This is a genomic window from Pedobacter sp. 05T44 (genome assembly GCF_056395985.1).
In genome coordinates, this window is record NZ_JBFTKO010000010.1 from 20,047 (window position 1) to 36,946 (window position 16,900).

16 protein-coding genes are annotated in these 16,900 nt (G+C 38.1%); 5 read left to right on the forward strand and 11 right to left on the reverse strand.

Translation table 11 applies throughout. From position 1 onward, the window contains the following. Window positions 1-25: 25 nt before the first annotated feature. Window positions 26-739, reverse strand: a complete 714-nt coding sequence (locus tag AC1DDK_RS15895) for a 2OG-Fe(II) oxygenase (protein WP_337716224.1) — start codon at window positions 737-739, stop codon at window positions 26-28. Between the two features lie 168 nt (window positions 740-907). On the opposite strand from AC1DDK_RS15895, the gene AC1DDK_RS15900 reads away from it, so the two are divergent. Then, window positions 908-1,882 (forward strand): 3-keto-disaccharide hydrolase, encoded by a 975-nt coding sequence (locus AC1DDK_RS15900; RefSeq protein ID WP_172662920.1) that lies wholly within the window; start codon window positions 908-910, stop codon window positions 1,880-1,882. A gap of 102 nt (window positions 1,883-1,984) precedes the next feature. On the opposite strand, the gene AC1DDK_RS15905 is transcribed toward AC1DDK_RS15900, so the two are convergent. The 10 genes from AC1DDK_RS15905 to AC1DDK_RS15950 all read right to left on the reverse strand — a co-directional run bounded on the left by AC1DDK_RS15905 (window position 1,985) and on the right by AC1DDK_RS15950 (window position 11,576). Further along, on the reverse strand, window positions 1,985-3,229 hold the full coding sequence (locus tag AC1DDK_RS15905) for a BamA/TamA family outer membrane protein (protein WP_288879330.1): 1,245 nt from the start codon (window positions 3,227-3,229) through the stop codon (window positions 1,985-1,987). Between the two features lie 107 nt (window positions 3,230-3,336). Beyond that, the gene (locus AC1DDK_RS15910; RefSeq protein ID WP_337716226.1) at window positions 3,337-4,110 is read right to left on the reverse strand and encodes a hypothetical protein; all 774 of its coding nucleotides are present in this window, start codon (window positions 4,108-4,110) and stop codon (window positions 3,337-3,339) included. A 233-nt stretch (window positions 4,111-4,343) separates the two neighbouring features. Further along, window positions 4,344-4,745 (reverse strand): hypothetical protein, encoded by a 402-nt coding sequence (locus AC1DDK_RS15915; RefSeq protein WP_172662922.1) that lies wholly within the window; start codon window positions 4,743-4,745, stop codon window positions 4,344-4,346. 83 nt (window positions 4,746-4,828) lie between these two features. Next, window positions 4,829-5,947 carry an ABC transporter permease gene (locus tag AC1DDK_RS15920; RefSeq protein ID WP_288879332.1) on the reverse strand — a complete coding sequence of 373 codons (1,119 nt, stop codon included), beginning with the start codon at window positions 5,945-5,947 and terminating at the stop codon, window positions 4,829-4,831. Then, window positions 5,944-7,050: an ABC transporter permease gene (locus tag AC1DDK_RS15925; RefSeq protein ID WP_288879333.1), complete on the reverse strand. Its 1,107-nt coding sequence runs from the start codon at window positions 7,048-7,050 to the stop codon at window positions 5,944-5,946. The genes AC1DDK_RS15920 and AC1DDK_RS15925 overlap by 4 nt, the downstream gene beginning before the upstream one ends. A 12-nt stretch (window positions 7,051-7,062) precedes the next feature. Next, complete coding sequence (locus AC1DDK_RS15930) at window positions 7,063-7,800, reverse strand: ABC transporter ATP-binding protein (RefSeq protein WP_172662925.1); 738 nt, start codon at window positions 7,798-7,800, stop codon at window positions 7,063-7,065. Between the two features lie 2 nt (window positions 7,801-7,802). Then, window positions 7,803-8,723, reverse strand: coding sequence for an ABC transporter ATP-binding protein (locus AC1DDK_RS15935; RefSeq protein WP_288879334.1), 921 nt, complete (start codon window positions 8,721-8,723; stop codon window positions 7,803-7,805). After that, entirely contained in the window at window positions 8,720-9,622 is a 903-nt protein-coding gene (locus AC1DDK_RS15940; RefSeq protein WP_288879335.1) for an HlyD family secretion protein, read from the reverse strand. Before AC1DDK_RS15940 ends, AC1DDK_RS15935 begins: the two co-directional genes overlap by 4 nt. Window positions 9,623-9,640: 18 nt before the next feature. Then, on the reverse strand, window positions 9,641-10,903 hold the full coding sequence (locus AC1DDK_RS15945) for a TolC family protein (RefSeq protein WP_288879336.1): 1,263 nt from the start codon (window positions 10,901-10,903) through the stop codon (window positions 9,641-9,643). 55 nt (window positions 10,904-10,958) lie between these two features. Then, complete coding sequence (locus tag AC1DDK_RS15950; protein ID WP_172662929.1) at window positions 10,959-11,576, reverse strand: TetR/AcrR family transcriptional regulator; 618 nt, start codon at window positions 11,574-11,576, stop codon at window positions 10,959-10,961. Between the two features lie 164 nt (window positions 11,577-11,740). On the opposite strand from AC1DDK_RS15950, the gene AC1DDK_RS15955 reads away from it, so the two are divergent. Genes AC1DDK_RS15955 through AC1DDK_RS15970 form a run of 4 tightly spaced genes read left to right on the forward strand, consistent with a single transcriptional unit; the run spans window position 11,741 to window position 16,887 of the window. Next, window positions 11,741-13,249, forward strand: a complete 1,509-nt coding sequence (locus tag AC1DDK_RS15955) for a SulP family inorganic anion transporter (RefSeq protein ID WP_288879337.1) — start codon at window positions 11,741-11,743, stop codon at window positions 13,247-13,249. 34 nt (window positions 13,250-13,283) lie between these two features. Next, window positions 13,284-13,517, forward strand: coding sequence for a hypothetical protein (locus AC1DDK_RS15960; RefSeq protein ID WP_172662931.1), 234 nt, complete (start codon window positions 13,284-13,286; stop codon window positions 13,515-13,517). 55 nt (window positions 13,518-13,572) lie between these two features. After that, window positions 13,573-14,358: a GDSL-type esterase/lipase family protein gene (locus tag AC1DDK_RS15965; RefSeq protein ID WP_288879338.1), complete on the forward strand. Its 786-nt coding sequence runs from the start codon at window positions 13,573-13,575 to the stop codon at window positions 14,356-14,358. A 60-nt stretch (window positions 14,359-14,418) separates the two neighbouring features. Continuing rightward, window positions 14,419-16,887, forward strand: coding sequence for a mechanosensitive ion channel domain-containing protein (locus AC1DDK_RS15970; protein WP_337716228.1), 2,469 nt, complete (start codon window positions 14,419-14,421; stop codon window positions 16,885-16,887). The last annotated feature ends 13 nt before the right edge of the window (window positions 16,888-16,900 follow it).

The window sequence follows — 16,900 nt, forward strand, 5'->3', positions numbered from 1 at the left end:
GTACTTGTTTAGTTTTAAAACACACCTAACTTAACGCATCGTGAAAAATGATACCAAGACTATGTCTGTTTCCACTATGCAGCGGACTTACCCCATGTTTCATGTTTACCCTGTAATACCCTTTGCTTCCCTTTACAGGTCTAAAATTAGTTGTAAAAATAACCATATCTCCAAGATCGGGTTTTAATACATTTGCCTTTGATTGCGCCCGCGGAATTTGTTCCGTAATCACAAATTCACCGCCTTTATAATCCTCGTCTGCTTGATCGAGCATAAGCACCATTTGCATTGGAAAATAAATCTCTCCATATAAATCCTGATGAAGCGTATTAAATCCACCCTCCCCATATTTTAATATCAGCACCGTTGGTTTGGTTTGCCCATGATCATGGCATATTTGTTTAAGCTCATAATGGGCAAGAGGGAAACGGGTATTTAACTTCAATTCTTCCATCCAGCTATTCGCCACAGGAGCAATTTGCGGATATATGTTCTCCCGTAATTCAGTTATAATTGCGGGCATAGGGTAACTGAAATATTTATACTCTCCTAAACCGAATCGGTACCGTTCCATATTTACCGTTTTCCGATAAGTATCATCAGCATTATAATCTTCAATCAAATTCTCACATTCAGCCTTTGTTAGTATATTTTTTATCACAACAAACCCTTTATCATGTAGTTCAACTTTTATTTTAGGCCAGTTAATTTCGGCTATTCGGTCAGTTATCGATCTCATATTTTAGTATTTAAAGGCAAATTAATTGGTAAAATCAAACATAATCAACCCGATTCTTGCTTTCTGGCTAAGCCTTGAGTTTATACAGGAATAATCACGATGTTTTAAAAGCTTAAGTTTTTCAGCTAACTTTAAAATAAATAGTATTAATGTTATTAAAAGAAAATTATGCGTAAAAATCTCTTTGTATTTGGTATGAGTTGTTTGTTGATGCTGGGTTCTGCTGAATCTCTTTTGGCATCAGGAAAAAATATGCCTGTTAGCGCTCAAACAAAAGTAAGTTCTAAAGATTTAATTGGCCGTTGGGATATCACTATTGATGAAAACGGGAAATCAGCACCATCATGGCTAGAAGTAAAACTATCAGGTTTAAAAACATTGGTAGGCTATTATGTTGGTCCTAGTGGAAGCGCTCGTCCGATAGCAAAGGTAAATTTCGACAATGGTAAGTTCAGTTTCACTATTCCTCCTCAATGGGAAGATGGAGGTCAGGATTTTGTTATTGAAGGTGAAGTAACCGGAGGCACAATTCAAGGAACAATTACCACAAACGAAGGCAAAAAATACAATTGGAAAGGAGTAAAGGCTCCATATTTAAAAAGAACCGCTGCTCCGGTTTGGGGTAAAACCATTAACCTGTTTAACGGGAAGGATTTGGCCGGTTGGAAAGCAATGGGAGAAAACCAATGGATAGTAAAAGATGGTGTTTTAACCAGTCCAAAATCAGGTGCTAACCTAATTTCTGATCAAAAATTTACCGACTTTAAATTGCATGTTGAGTTTAGATACCAAAAAGGAAGCAATAGCGGTGTGTACTTAAGGGGCAGACATGAGGTTCAAATAGAAGATAGCCCTAAAGACCAACATCCATCAAGTGTGCTGTTTAGTGGCATTTACGGATTCCTAACACCTAGCGAGATCAATGCATTAGGACCTAATACATGGCAAACTTTTGATATTACTTTAATAGGCAGAATGGTTACAGTAGTTGTTAATGGAAAAACTGTGATTACTAATCAGGAAATCCCGGGAATTACTGGCGGCGCATTAGATAGCAATGAAGGTGAACCGGGACCAATCTATATCCAGGGAGATCATGGCCCAATTGAATTTAAAAAGATAGTGATTACTCCTTCAAAATAGAATCAGTTTTTATATAGTAGCTTAATTCTGCTTCAAGTCTAGATCCAGAAGATGACCGGAGGAACACTGGAAGATGAGCCGAAGAAGAACTAAGCTACTATATTAAAACACCTCGTTTAAACCGAGAAAAAATCCCTTTGCACCAAAATTACCAAAGGCGTAATCTAAACAGAGATTGGTTCGTGTTGCCTTATTAAACAATACACGCAAACCAGCCCCGCCAGCAGGTTGCCATTGCTGAAACAGCTTAGTGCCAGATAGGTCATTGGCAGTTTGAATATTAAAGAAAGTAACACCACTTATAAAATCATTCCTTGTGATAGGGAAGCGGTATTCTATCTCTGAATAACAATACTGAGTGCCTTTAAAATAACCGATAGTATACCCTCTGCCACTTCTAAAATTTGCATCTTTTCCAGTCCCTGGAAGTTCCAGATAGGGCAGTGTACCACTTACTAGATAAGATCCCCAATTCCAGAGTGCGATTACATGTTCCGGATTTCTGGCCGAAAGGCTCCAGTATTTTCTAAAATCAGTAGTTACCTGTACCGCATTCTTTGTACTTCCTATCCAGCTTTGATTTGCACGAATCCCAACGTCTGCATATATTCCTTTATAGGCCCGGTTCTGATTATCCCGCGTGGTGTACTGTAAGTTTAATAAAAATCCATTAGCCATGTAATGATCTTTATCAAAACCATGTATCTGATTATAAATATGATAGGGCGTTGAGCCATTTGGATTATTTGGATCTTCCAGTTTTCTGCGGATTTCGAATGATGCACCAGCTCCTATAAAAAGGCGATCCATAATTTGCTTATATACCTTTTCACGGAAATTATAATATTCCCCATGAATTGCATAGCCTTTACGCTCAGGATTAGACAATATCAGTTCCTCTTCAGTTCCAGTTGATACCTTGCCAATCCCCAATCCAAAATCAGGAGTAACTGTTTTGGCGGCAACCAAACTTCCTTGTAAGTTCCACCTGTTACCCGGCGTGTAAACATTGTGACTCAGGTAAAAATAAATGATGCCCTTGGTTGTAATGGAAGCTGATGTTGCCGCTACTGACATTAATGTATTAGGTTCTTGCCCCAATACCTTACCTACAACTGCTTTAAGTCCAATTTGAGCCCCAATACTTGGATTATAGGCAATACTTGGCATAGGTGTAAGGCCCGATTTATTTTGAGTTGGCTTGGGTGGTTTACCCGGACTAAAAATACTACGACCTAAATCGCCAATATCGTATTGCTTTACTGTCGTGTCGATTTTAAGTGAATCAGACAAAGGTTTAGTTTGTCCATAACTATATGCCTGAACGCCCATAAATGAGGTCAGCAATACTATCTTTATTTTTAATGAACTTTTAATTTTCTTTCTGTTTAAATGTGATAAGAACTTACAATCTATTATGTTTAATGCTAAACGAAAAATAAACAACGTATCTATTAATTAAGCATATGGGCCAGTATTGGTCCACATTTTTCGATACATGGGGCATAAAAGTGCCCGTGTTTCCAATTTGCCGATTTAGGAGACAAGCCCCACCAAAATTCTGCCAAAGCGAGTGGTTCCATTCCATTAGCAAAAGCATATTGTAATAATTTAGGTGCAGCACATTCTCCGGCACCTGCTGGCGGTTTGCCCGAAGCGGTATGTTCAAAAGCTTTAATTAAGCTTTTGGATTCTCCAGCTTTGTTTAAAAAATGGTATTGCTCAAAGATTCGACTTTGTAATGCATTAGAATGATCTTTTCTTAGCGCTTTTAAAAGCAGGATTTCTTTGGTATGAGCCTCGTCTTTAAATGATTCCAGGTAACTGATTTTCTCGTTAATCTGAGTAAGTTTTTCCATCCCTGCATTTACAAAGCCACCCGGTTCCAAACCATCAAATATTGGCGGCACAAATTTAGCATGATAATTTCTGCCGGCCAGTTTACCCGAAAACGCAGCCAAATATCCTAGTTTGCCTTCCTCGGTTCTAACTATTAATACACCAAACATCTTTCCAATTACCATTCCTTCGGCACCGGTAAGCAAACCAAAATTATGTGCCCATTCTTGTTGATGCGCTAGATGAAACTGCAGTTTACTTGCCGCCAAAAGACAAAGCGGATGTAATTCACTTTCTAAAGAAAAGCTAAGTCCATCGGCAAGTGCATTGATTTCTGCAGATTCCTCGAAAGGGCAGAATACTGAATTTTCATCAATTAGATTTGGCATTATTGGATGTTTTGCATTACTGGGCGTTTTTGCATTGTTTGGTGTTTTTGTTTTAGGCGGTCGTCATCCTGAATTTGTTTTGCTTCGCAGCTACTTCGTGGTCAGGATCCCGGACTAGAAAGATGGAATAGATCGCTTAATAATACACTCTATTTTTAAAAAATTTGACGCAAATATCAAACAATTTTATTTAAAACCTTATAAAATAATTTCCCATAATATTTTGTGCCAGATCAAGTTTGATCCCGTACCTCATATGATTCTTTAACGCTGTCTGCTTCTTTTTGGGCTATTATTTTTTCTTTTTTGAGGTCAACACGGATCAGGTTATACAAGCTCATATAGATATTAGCAACCCAAACAATAGAGAATCCAGATATAAGATAACCTGTAAACCCTGGATACAGCAGCGTATACTTAGTAAGAACAAGTAAAAAGAGCGTAACATAATGACTAAAGCAATACTCGCAGGTAAGCATGTAAAACAGCTTTCTTTTCAGAATATGGCTAGCCGTTTTTGATTTTTCAACAAAGTACTCTCTTATCTCTCTAAAAACTTCTTCCTTTGTTACCGTCCATGAGATGCAGGCCACAGGAATTGCAAGTATAAACAACCAATATTCGTGAGTATTCATAAAAATATTTAAAGAATGACGATTTCATGTTAGCTGAACAAAACAGCCATGTATTTGTTTAAACAATTTTTTTAATCATTCATTTAGTTTCTTTTCTTATAGTTCCATACCGCCCAGGCATTCAGTACAATGGCAAAAACACCAACAGTACCTAGTTGAGGCAATATGTCTCTTAACCCACTACCTTTAAGGATAACCATTCGCATTACTTCTATCAGGTAACTAACCGGATTGAACCTCGAAACTATTTTTGCCCAATCGGGCATACTGTCTATAGAGGTGAATAAGCCACCCATCAGAATAAAGATCATCATGAAAAAAAACATGATAAACATAGCTTGCTGCTGGGTATCACAAAAGGTTGAAATCAAAAGTCCGAAACCCAAAATGGCCAGCAAGAAAACAGATGCAAAGAGATACAGCACTAGCAAATTTCCGAGAGGTTCAATACCATAAATTAACCACGATACTAGGAGCCCTAGCGTAAACACCACATTTCCAAGTACCCAAAAGGGGATGAGTTTTCCCAATATAAAATGATGTTTTCTTATTGGACTTACATTGATCTGTTCGATAGTACCAAACTCTTTTTCTTTTACAATGTTTAGTGCCGATAGAAAACCTCCAATCATGGTAACCAGTATAGCCAAAATACCGGGAACCATAAAAAATTTGTACTTCATTAAAGGATTAAACAGATTGGATGAGCTGATCTCGATAACCGCAGCGCCGCTAAACTTTGAAACCGGCAGCAATTGCAGTCTTATATCGTTATTAAAGTCTCTTATGATAGACCCAAGATATGCTCCTCCAAGATTTGCCTTTACTCCGTTTATGGCATTTACGACAATAAATAGCTGTTGGTGGTTTTCGCGGACAAGGTTGCGCTCAAATCCATGCGGAATTTCCAGAATCAGATCGGCCTTGTCCGCTTCAATCAGTTTCATTCCTTCCTTAAAAGAGGCATTATATCCGGTAAGTTTAAAGTATCCAGAGGCGGTAACTTTAGAGATCAGTTTTTGGGAATAGCTGGAATGATCATGATCTACTACAGAAAGATTGATGTTCTTTACTTCATAATTTGCAGCAAGCGGCAGAATTATCAGTTGCATAACCGGCATTATGATGATCAGTAACAGTATAGCCTTGTTGCGAAATATCTGTCTGAATTCTTTTTCGAGTAAAAAACGGATCGTTCTCATGCCAGTCTGATTTTAAAACTTTTTAAACTCACTACTAATAAACCAAGGGTAATACCACCCAGAATTAACGTTTCTTTCCAAATGGCCGAAAATCCTAATCCTTTGATCATAATGGACTTCACAATTAAATAGAACCATTTTGCAGGAACCAGATTAGAGATCAATTGCAATGGGTAAGGCATGTTTTCTATAGGAAACATAAAACCACTGAAAAGCACTGTTGGTAAAAACATTCCCATCAGAGAGATTAACATGGCCATTTGCTGGGAATCTGTTTTTACAGAGATGAATATGCCCAGGCTTAGGCAGGTGATGATAAACAAGGTGCTTTCTACAAAAAGCAGGGCCACACTTCCGTTAACTGGCAAATCGAGCACATAAACACTCAACAGTAGGATGGAAGCTACATTTATGAGCGATAGAAAAAGGTATGGTACTGCTTTAGAAAGGATAACCAGAAGCGGACTAAACGGTGAAACCAATAAAATTTCCATGGTTCCTGTTTCTTTTTCTTTTACAATTGAAATAGCCGTCATCATTACACACACCAGCATTAGTACCAGGGCCATGACACCCGGAACAAAATTATGTGCACCCTTTAGTTGCGGGTTGTACAACATCCTTACTTCGGGAACTATCAAGTAGGGTATAGCTGCTGCTTTATCAATTGAATTTTGATAGTCCTGAATAATTGAAGAAACATAATTTGTAAGCATACTGGCAGTATTAGGATCAGAAGCATCGGCAAGAATCTGGATCTGTGCCTTGCGCTGATGGAGTAGGGCTTCATTAAATCCTGCCGGAAAAACGATGGCCATCTTAATTTTTCCTTTTTTAAATGCCGCTTCCATTTGCTTATTGTTCATCACGCTGCTTTGAATATCGAAGTACCTGCTGGCAGCTATCCTGCTGATGATTTGTTGTGAGGCCTGGTCTTTGGCCTGATCCATAACAATGATCTCAGAGTTTTTAACCTCGTTGGTTAGTGCGAATCCAAAAATAAGAATCTGGATAACCGGCATTCCAAATAGAATTAGCAAGGTCTTTTTGTCCCTCCAAACATGGGCAAATTCCTTTTTTACAAAGTTGATAAACTGTTCCATTGCCTTATTATTCTAATCGCTACGTTTTGCACCTCTGGCCAGATGATAAAAAACCTGGTCCATTGAGCTTGCTTTAAATTGACTTTTTAAATTAGCCGGGGTATCAAGCGCTTCTATTTTTCCGTCTACCATAATAGATATGCGGTTACAATACTCAGCTTCATCCATATAATGAGTGGTCACAAAAATGGTAATTCCTTTTGCAGATGCCTCGTAGATCAGGTCCCAGAATTGTCTTCTTGTTACCGGATCAACTCCTCCGGTTGGTTCGTCCAGAAATACAATTTTTGGTTGGTGTAAAACCGCAACTGAAAAGGAAAGCTTCTGTTTCCAGCCCAAGGGCAGGGAGGCTACTAATTTTTTAGCTTCGTTTTTAAGTTCTAGCTGTTCCAGTAAGTCTTCACTTTTAGTTTTAATTTCCCGATTGCTTAACCCATAGATTCCTCCAAAAAACCTGATGTTTTCCTGCACGGTGAGATCTTCATACAAAGAGAACCTCTGACTCATGTAGCCTATATTCCTTTTAATTTCTTCTGTTTGCTTATATACATCAAAACCTGCTACTGTGGCTGTACCAGAACTGGGTATAGATAAGCCGCATAGCATGCGCATGGCAGTTGTTTTACCGGCACCGTTAGCACCCAGAAAACCAAATATTTCGCCCTTTTCTACTTCAAAAGTAATTTCATTTGTTGCTGTGAAATCTCCAAAGCGCTTGGTCAGCCTATCCGTTTTTATTACATATTCCATAGCTAGTTCTTCAATAATTTGATGAAATAATCTTCGATGGTTGGTGGTACAGGCTTAATTTCAATCTGAGTTAAACCTTCAGCTTTCAGGTAGGTCTTCAGCTTATTATCCTCAAAAGAACCATTAAAGGAAACATGGGCATACTCGCCAAAGGCATAACAATCCATTACCTCAGGGTATTTTCTAAGTGCTTTAATCAGTTCATACATCTGATCTGCTTTGATTGCATATAGTTGCTCCGGATATTGCTGAATCATATTTTGAGGGGTGTTGATGGATAATATTTTCCCGTTCTGGATCAGGGCGATGCGGTCGCACAAAGTAGCCTCGTCCATATACGGGGTTGATACCAGAATGGTAATATCTTGCGCTTTAAGCCTTTTCAGCATCTCCCAAAATTCTTTTCTTGACACCGGATCTACTCCAGTTGTTGGCTCATCCAGAAACAATACGGTTGGTTTGTGGATAAGAGCACAGCATAATGCTAGTTTTTGTTTCATTCCACCTGAGAGTTTCCCCGCCCTTCTGTTTTTGAAGGGTTGGATCTGGACGTAGATATCTTCGATCAGATGATAATTCTGAGCGATGGTAGTGCCAAATACAGTAGCAAAAAAGCGAAGGTTTTCTTCGATGGTCAGGTCCGGATAGAGTGAAAATCTGCCAGGCATATAACCAATTGTTTTTCTAATCTGTTTATAGTCGGCAACTACATCATAACCGTCTATCTTTGCCGTTCCTTTTTCAGGAAGTAGCAGGGTAGTCAGCATCCTGAAAATACTGGTTTTACCTGCGCCATCAGGACCAATAAGGCCAAACAGTTCTCCCTTTTTTACATGGAAAGAAACATCATCGACAGCAACTAGCTGCTCTTTACCGTAGGTTTTACGGAGCTCGTTTACCTCGATGGCAAAGGCGCTGCTCATATTTTTTTAGATAAAATAATCTCTCCGTACATGCCTATTTTTAAATAGCCATCATTTTTTAGCTTTACCTTAATTGCATATACCAGATTGGCCCGCTCGTCTTTGGTTTGTATGGTTTTAGGAGTGAATTCTGCTTTATCGCTAATCCATTCTATAATACCCTCGTAAGTTTTATATTTTCCGTCTGCTGAATCAACCAATACCTCAACTTTTTGCCCAAGTTTAATAGCTGGCAACTGATTGCCAGTAATGTAAGCTCTTAAAATGATGGACGACAAATCACTGATTTTGTACAAAGGTTTGCCTATTGAAGCCATTTCATTTACTTCAACATATTTGACCAGTACAGTGCCTGCTGTTTCGTTTATAATTTTACTCTTTAAAAGCTGATCGTTTAACTGATCAATCTGTACATTCAATGGAAGTGTTTCTTGATTTAAACTTGTCGAGGTAATATTCAGAGAAGATCTCTGAGCAGCTATCTGTTTTTTAATAATTGCAATCTGAGCATTGGCGTCGTCCAATTGTTTTGGTGTTGCAGCATCGGCCTTTAAAAGATTGGTAATTCTTTGCCGTTCTCTGTTTGCTTGCTTTAGTTGTTCCTGGTATGCGGCTATCTGAGCTGGTACATCAGGCTTTTTACCTAGTACAACATTAATCTGGGCTCGCAGTTGTTTCTTTTTTAAGTATAGTTGAGTAGTATCAATATAGCCTATCGTTTCGCCTGCCTTAAGTACCTGCCCCTCTGCAAGATTCAGGGTCTTAATGGTTCCGGTTGCCTCAGCAGATACGATGGTTTCTACAGCTTCGAAAGTGCCCGAAGCATCATAGACTTGTTCCTTTTGCCCACAAGACATCAAAAACAAAGCGGTAGTTATTGCAAATGCTATTTTCTTCATGATTAGTTTGTTTAAAAATTAATTGCCAGTGGTAGTTTGTTTATTATACTGTGCCATAAGCAGTTGTATCTGGTGCATGATTTTGCTTTGTCTGGCCTGATCTTCGGCGTTTACCTCACGTAAATAATCGCTGGTATTGATTACTCCGTTTTGCAATTGTGCGGCCGATGTTTCCTTTATACTTGCTCGCAACGCAATAATCTCATCATCTGAGCTCAATAGGTTTGTTTGCTTATCAATTTCAGATTCCTGCTGTTTTACCACAAAATTAGTGTTCAATAAAAAGCTTTCCTTTTGCAGATCAATCTCTTTTCTGTTGATGTCTATAATTGCCTTTTCTTTTTTGCTGGTATAAAAACCAGATAGGGGCCAGCTCATTCTAAGTCCACCCATGGCAAAAGGTTCGGCTGCATTGTTCAACATATTTAATGCTGGCCTGCCTACACCACCCTGCAAAAACAAATTAAATTTAGGCAGGTTCCGGGCTGCTATAGCTTGTTCTTTTACCTCCAGACTTTTGCGTTGCTGTTCATAAAGGCTAAGCTCTGGCCGGCGGATTTCAGCTTGCATTATAGGTTGTACAGGTTTTTGCAACTCAATATCTTCTGTAAGTGTTTTATTAATAAATAAGCTCAGCACATCTATATATCCTTTGCGTGTAAATTTCTGCTCTATACTTTTTTGGGTTACTTTGAGTAATTCGGCCTTAAGGATATTCAAACTGCTTTTAAAGGCCGTTCCATTAGCTATAGTAGCTTTTGCGCGATCGATGCCAAGCTGAATATCTTTTTGAAGTAATTCATTTTGTTTTAGTTGGGCATCTATTAACAATACGCCAAAGAACAACTGATTTACTCGTTCTTTCAATTTGTATAGCTCAATCTCAAGTTTCTGAGTTTCAACCGAGGCATTAATGCCAATCGCTTCTTTTTGTTGTCTGATAACCCCACCATCAAATAGGACTTGAGTTCCTTCGGCACTTAAACGATATTGGTCTTTACTGAGTTGAGGAATATTCGTTCCTGGAATTTGAATTGGAATCTTTGTTACATCAGACTGGTAACTGGCCAGTCCGCTAATATTAAATTGTGGAAGATACCCTTTTGCAGCGTTTTCAATAGAGTAGGCTGCAGTTTTTGAAATCAATTCCGACTGCCTTACCAATGGATAATTCTGGCGGGTCAGATTGTAGCATTCTTCAATTGAAAGCTTTTCCTGGCTTTGCACATTCGTTTGGTAAAACACAAAACAAATGATGGTGGTGAAAAATATAGATTTCATTTCTACTGTTTATTTATTTGTTTTAATCATTTGATTAATCTCTGAACAAAAAATTTTAATGGGTTTTTAGCATCGCATCAATCCAAACAGGAATCATTTTTTTTCTTTCTTCAACCATTTTATCAAAATCTTCTTGTTTTAATTCTCCTATAATTTTAAGTAGGGGACTGGCTACAAAAGGGAAAACCGTTAAACTGATAATGTTTATAATAAAATGCAGGGGATTAGCTTTACTATTTAGGGCTTCGTTTAACTGCTGATAAAAATGAGATTTAAGCAGAATCTCTTTAACATTCATATTTGTAGCCAGTTTTTCGGGGTTAGCTTTTATTTCACTTAAAATGAATAATGGCATGTCTGGTTGCTCTCTTAATAAATTGATATAGTTTTCGGCAACCAGTGAAATCTTTTCTGTTAGGCTAAATGCCTCATTATTCAATAGTCCTCTTATCCCCATTAAAAACTGCTGTATGTTCTCCATCATTACAATATCAAACAACTTCTCTTTACTTCTGAAATAGTAATTCAGCAACGCAAGGTTTATACCGGCTTCTTCAGCAATATCCCTTGTACGAGTACCAGAGTAACCTTTTTTTGTAAAAACAATATTTGCTGCTGCTTTAATCTTTTCTTCAGTGCTGCTGTCGGCTTCTATCTTTGTTTTCTTACTCATCTTTATCTTGTAATACCTTAAGTACTACAAATATAAGCGTAATTATTTTATTTAATCAAACATTTTAATCATTTGATTAAAATCATACACATACATCTTAATAACGCAGAGATCAAGTATTTTTTCTACTTTTGGTTCATACTTTCGAAGCATCAACTTTACATATGTTTTCTCGTAATCGCTTTTTTGACTTTTCGCAAAAGGTCAATTATAAAAATGAAATCCTGGCAGGCCTAACGGTTGCCATGACAATGATGCCCGAATCTTTATCATTTGCTATCCTTGCCGGATTCCCTCCCTTATCAGGCTTATATGCCGCCTTTATTATGGGACTGATTACCTCAATTTTAGGTGGCAGGCCGGGTCTTATTTCGGGTGGTGCAGGCGCTACCGCAATTGTTCTTATTGCTTTAATGAAGTCAAATGGAATTGAATATGTTTTTGCTGCCATTGCATTGGCTGGCATTATCCAGATAGGGGTTGGCCTGTTTAAACTGGGAAAATTTATTAGCCTGGTGCCTCAACCGGTAATGTATGGTTTTGTGAATGGCTTGGCGGTTATCATTTTTATGGCGCAATTGCAACAATTTAAAACTGTTGTGAATGGAGAATCGGCCTGGCTCAGTGGTACTCCATTATTTATTATGGGTGGTTTAGTACTGCTTACCATAGCAATAGTGGTGCTTTTGCCAAAAATAACTAAAGCTGTCCCTCCATCTCTAATAGCTATAATAGTAGTTTTTTTACTGGTCCTTGGATTCAATATTGACACAAAAATGGTAAGAGATATTGCTTCTGTTAGTGGTGGGTTCCCTCCATTTCACATACCTGCTATACCCTTTGAGTTTAAGACTTTACAGGTTATTTTTCCATATGCCTTAATTATGGCAGGCGTTGGTTTAACAGAAGGATTATTGACCCTCAATTTGGTTGATGAGATTACCACCACAAAAGGCAACGGTAATAGAGAATGTATTGCGCAAGGGACTGCAAATATTGCTAATGGCTTTTTCTTTGGAATGGGGGGGTGCCCAATGATTGCTCAAACACTGGTTAATTTATCGGCTGGTGCCAGAGCAAGATTATCTGGAATAATTGCTTCATTAACCATACTTATTATTATACTTTTCGGTGCACCTATTATTGACCGCGTTCCAATGGCTGCATTAACAGGGGTAATGATTATGGTTGCCATAGGTACATTTGAATGGGTTAGTTTCCGCATCATTAACAAAATGCCCAGGCAGGATATCTTTATAGGAATTCTTGTGGCCGGAATTACCATTTGGCTTCATAATCTGGCACTTGCAGTACTTATAGGTGTTATCATTTCAGCCTTGGTATTTGCATGGGAAAGCGCAAAACGAATCCGTGCAAAAAAATATATAGATGAACTTGGGGTTAAACATTACGAAATATTTGGCCCCTTATTTTTCGGATCTGTAGCCGCTTTTAATGAGAAATTTGACGTGACCGGAGACCCTCAGGAAGTTATCATAGATTTTAACGAAAGTAGAGTAGCGGACATGAGTGGTATAGAAGCACTAAATAAATTAACTGAACGTTATAAACTGGCAGGAAAGAAATTACACCTGCAGCATCTTAGTGAAGATTGCAGGACGTTACTCAAAAATGCTGAAACAGTGATAGAAGTTAACATCAAACAATTTTGATCTATTGCTGTTGCTTTGATATTAAATAATAAGAATGAAATTAGTTTACACGGATCCCTTTGCCATCGAACTCCATGGAGTTAAGCTTACAGTCTATCCACAAGAGGATGGCATCTATAAAGTTTTTAAAGGTTCAAATAAATTTGCTATTCTACATGCTGTAGTCCATGAACTGGGTATTACCTGGGAAACAAAGGGATGGATAGATCAGTCGTACGTAAATGAAATTGGAAAACTGATCGAGGAAGAGCATGTTGATTTGCTTTAACTGATTAGGGTTTGTAAACTGGATCAATTGTTTATCTTCATGAAAAAAAAGAATCATGAAGAGTTTCCCTGTGGCTAAGCTGATACCAAGATTGTTGATGCTGGTTTCCGTATTATTGCTAACTTCCTTTTCCTCTGGAAAAAGAGTAAAACTGAATATTGTTTTTATAGGAGACAGTATAACGGAGGGAGGTGCACTAAAACAGCCATCCTTAGAGGCAACGCCTCTTATAGTTCAGCAAATCCTAACTTCAAAAGGACGCTTTAGCTCTGTTAATATTGCAAACATGGGCTATAGCGGACATACCAGCCTTGATTTTTTGCCGGCCACTAATACTGACTTCCCGAAGGTTATCGAAGCCGCAAACGCTTTAAACAAGGATACCTCGGCCACGCTTTTGTTTTCTATTATGTTGGGAACTAACGATAGCGCAATATTCGGGCCCAACGGATCGCCTATCTCTGCTGAGCAATACGATCAAAATATTTCCAAAGTGATTGATATTTTATTAAATCAGTTTCCAAAGGCAAAATTTGTACTTCAGTATCCACTTTGGTATAGCGCTAATACTCAAAACAATGCAGCTTATTTAGAAGAAGGTTTAAACAGATTAGAAAGTTACTTCCCAAAAATTGATAACCTGGTTAAAAGGTATACCAAATTAGCTCCTAAACGGATATTTGCAGGTGATAAATCTGGCTTTGATTTTTTCAAAAAGAATCATACTACTTTGTTTAAACCTGAACAAGGAAAAAAGGGCACGTTCTATTTGCATCCAAATGCCGAAGGATCAAAAGAGCTGGCAAGAATATGGGTTAAAGGGATCTTAAAGGCCATCTAAAGTTCCAAGGGAGGATAATTATGGTTTTTTGCGTAATATTGAACATTAATCCTTAGTCAGATGATGCTCCCTAAAAAACTAAGCTGCTTTCTACTGGTTTGTATCTGCTTATTTAGCTGCATTGCCTTACGTGCTCAAAAGAAAGATTCAATTAATAAATCCCTTGTAAAGGACAGCTCAAAATTAGATTTTGTAGCTAAAATGCAGGCTTTTGCAAAACGTTCTTCGAAAAAAAGTGCTGATGAGTTTGATGCCGATAAAGCAACGATTGCTCAAATCAAAACGTTTGACGAGATACAACGGACCATGCAAAAAGCAAAGATCTATGTAAATGGCAAATTAGACACGACGGATACAAAAAACGAGCTTAAAAAGATCGAAGAAGATTTTGCTGTGGCTGGTGATGGTATTTTTACTGACAGAGGATCATCACAAACATTCCGAAATCTAACTGCTACCTCAAAGATATTATCGCAACTGCTAAATAAAGTAAATGCCAGAAAACTAAAGCTAGATGCCCGTCAACAGGAATTGAACAATTTCCGGTATCAGCTTGATTCACTATTAAGTGTACCCGCATTATTTAAATTTCCGGCAGACTCAGTAACACTGATGAAGTATTTGCAAAAGATAAAAGTTATTGCATATGAAACTAGCCCCATCGATACCTCACTTAAGATGGCAAGCAATAACATTCAGAACTTACTTAATCAGGTAAACATGACGGCTTTTAAATTGGAAAGCAGTTTAGAAGAAATTGAATCTTATCAGAAAGACATGGCGGGGCAGACCTACAAAAGGGAGTTTGGAAACCTCTGGAAGTCACCTGGTAATTACCGGCCATTTGAAGAAATACTTTATTTTTCAAAAACAAAAGGATTATTGACCCTTACATTTTATGCGGGGAACAATACAGGTAAATTAATATTGCTTGTTTTACTTATTGCTACTTCTTTTATTTATCTGCGCTCACTTAAAAATATTTATTTAGAAAATAATCTGCTAAAAACTGATTTTGATGGCCAATTGGTACTCAGGTATCCATTGCTCTCTGCTATGTTAATTATTATAAGTTTATTTCAGTTCTTTTTTGTATCGCCTCCTTTTATTTTAAACGTTATTTTTTGGTCAATATCCTGCATTTGTCTGAGCATTATTTTTAGAAAATATATAAGCAAATACTGGATGCGTGTGTGGTTGATTATGGTTGTAGTTTTTCTGATTGCTGCTTTGGGTAATTTGATACTACAGGCCTCCAGAATAGAGCGATGGGGTATGCTTATTACTTCTATACTTGGGGTAATAGTTGGCCTGATTACAATATTAAAAGGGCATCGCGAAGAGCTTAGAGAGAAATGGATTGTATGGTCTATCGCTTTTATGGCCTTACTTGAACTAATATCCACGCTGGCAAATTTGTTTGGAAGGTATAATTTGGCAAAAACACTGTTCATTGGCGGATTTTTAAACGTGGTTATTGCCATTCTTTTTCTTTGGACAGTGCGGCTTATTAATGAAGGGCTCTTTCTTGCATTTAATGTATATTCAGGACAGGATAAAAAGCTTTTTTACCTCAACTTTGAAAGGGTAGGCAAAAGGGCTCCTTTGTTATTCTATATACTACTGGCTGTAGGTTGGGCGATATTACTTGGCCGTAATTTCCCGGCATTTGATTACCTACTTAAGCCTTTTCAAAACTTTTTTACCCAGGAGCGCACTCTTGGTGATTATACCTTCAGCATCAATAATCTGGTATTATTTATTGCAATTATGTCGATTGCAGTTATTGTGTCCAAGATCGTTTCTTTTTTTGCATCTGATGGACATCTTCCAGATAATAAGGAAAATAAGAATGAGAGACAGGGGATAGGGAGCTGGTTGCTACTGGTGCGTATTTCGATCCTGTGCATCGGGTTATTTTTGGCTGTAGCAGCAGCAGGGATTCCTGTTGATAGGATAACCATCGTTTTGGGTGCTTTAGGTGTGGGTATAGGTTTTGGTCTGCAAACTTTAGTTAACAACCTGGTAAGTGGACTCATTATTGCATTTGAAAAGCCCGTTAATGTTGGAGATATTGTTGATGTTGACGGCCAGGGTGGTAAAATGAAATCTATTGGGTTCAGGAGCAGTGTAATTTCTACCTGGGATGGCGCCGATGTAGTTATGCCCAATGGCGATTTGCTTAATGCTCATCTGATCAATTGGTCGCTCGGCGGAAACCGTAAACGCATATCGATCCTGATCGGCATTGCCTACGATGCTGATCTGGAGAAGTGCAGGCAGTTACTGACGGAGATTTTAAACAATGATCAGCGGATCAGCAAGAATCCGGGTCCTGTTGTACAATTCGAGCAGTTCAGCAATAGTTCAATCGATCTGCGGATATATTTCTGGACAAAACATATTGGAGATACGTCTGCTACAAGGAGCGATCTGATTATAGCTATCGTTGCAGCTTTTAAAGCCAATGGCATCGCAATACCATTTCCTCAACAGGACATCCATCTTCATCATCCAGATCAGCAATAAAACAACTACTTGC

Bases quoted from the DNA above. Each gene is read 5' to 3' on its own strand.
- AC1DDK_RS15895 (WP_337716224.1), bottom strand. From the start codon at position 739: ATGAGATCGATAACTGACCGAATAGCCGAAATTAACTGGCCTAAAATA.
- AC1DDK_RS15900 (WP_172662920.1), top strand. From the start codon at position 908: ATGCGTAAAAATCTCTTTGTATTTGGTATGAGTTGTTTGTTGATGCTG.
- AC1DDK_RS15910 (WP_337716226.1), bottom strand. From the start codon at position 4,110: ATGCCAAATCTAATTGATGAAAATTCAGTATTCTGCCCTTTCGAGGAA.
- AC1DDK_RS15915 (WP_172662922.1), bottom strand. From the start codon at position 4,745: ATGAATACTCACGAATATTGGTTGTTTATACTTGCAATTCCTGTGGCC.
- AC1DDK_RS15920 (WP_288879332.1), bottom strand. From the start codon at position 5,947: ATGAGAACGATCCGTTTTTTACTCGAAAAAGAATTCAGACAGATATTT.
- AC1DDK_RS15925 (WP_288879333.1), bottom strand. From the start codon at position 7,050: ATGGAACAGTTTATCAACTTTGTAAAAAAGGAATTTGCCCATGTTTGG.
- AC1DDK_RS15930 (WP_172662925.1), bottom strand. From the start codon at position 7,800: ATGGAATATGTAATAAAAACGGATAGGCTGACCAAGCGCTTTGGAGAT.
- AC1DDK_RS15935 (WP_288879334.1), bottom strand. From the start codon at position 8,723: ATGAGCAGCGCCTTTGCCATCGAGGTAAACGAGCTCCGTAAAACCTAC.
- AC1DDK_RS15940 (WP_288879335.1), bottom strand. From the start codon at position 9,622: ATGAAGAAAATAGCATTTGCAATAACTACCGCTTTGTTTTTGATGTCT.
- AC1DDK_RS15945 (WP_288879336.1), bottom strand. From the start codon at position 10,903: ATGAAATCTATATTTTTCACCACCATCATTTGTTTTGTGTTTTACCAA.
- AC1DDK_RS15950 (WP_172662929.1), bottom strand. From the start codon at position 11,576: ATGAGTAAGAAAACAAAGATAGAAGCCGACAGCAGCACTGAAGAAAAG.
- AC1DDK_RS15955 (WP_288879337.1), top strand. From the start codon at position 11,741: ATGTTTTCTCGTAATCGCTTTTTTGACTTTTCGCAAAAGGTCAATTAT.
- AC1DDK_RS15960 (WP_172662931.1), top strand. From the start codon at position 13,284: ATGAAATTAGTTTACACGGATCCCTTTGCCATCGAACTCCATGGAGTT.
- AC1DDK_RS15965 (WP_288879338.1), top strand. From the start codon at position 13,573: ATGAAGAGTTTCCCTGTGGCTAAGCTGATACCAAGATTGTTGATGCTG.
- AC1DDK_RS15970 (WP_337716228.1), top strand. From the start codon at position 14,419: ATGATGCTCCCTAAAAAACTAAGCTGCTTTCTACTGGTTTGTATCTGC.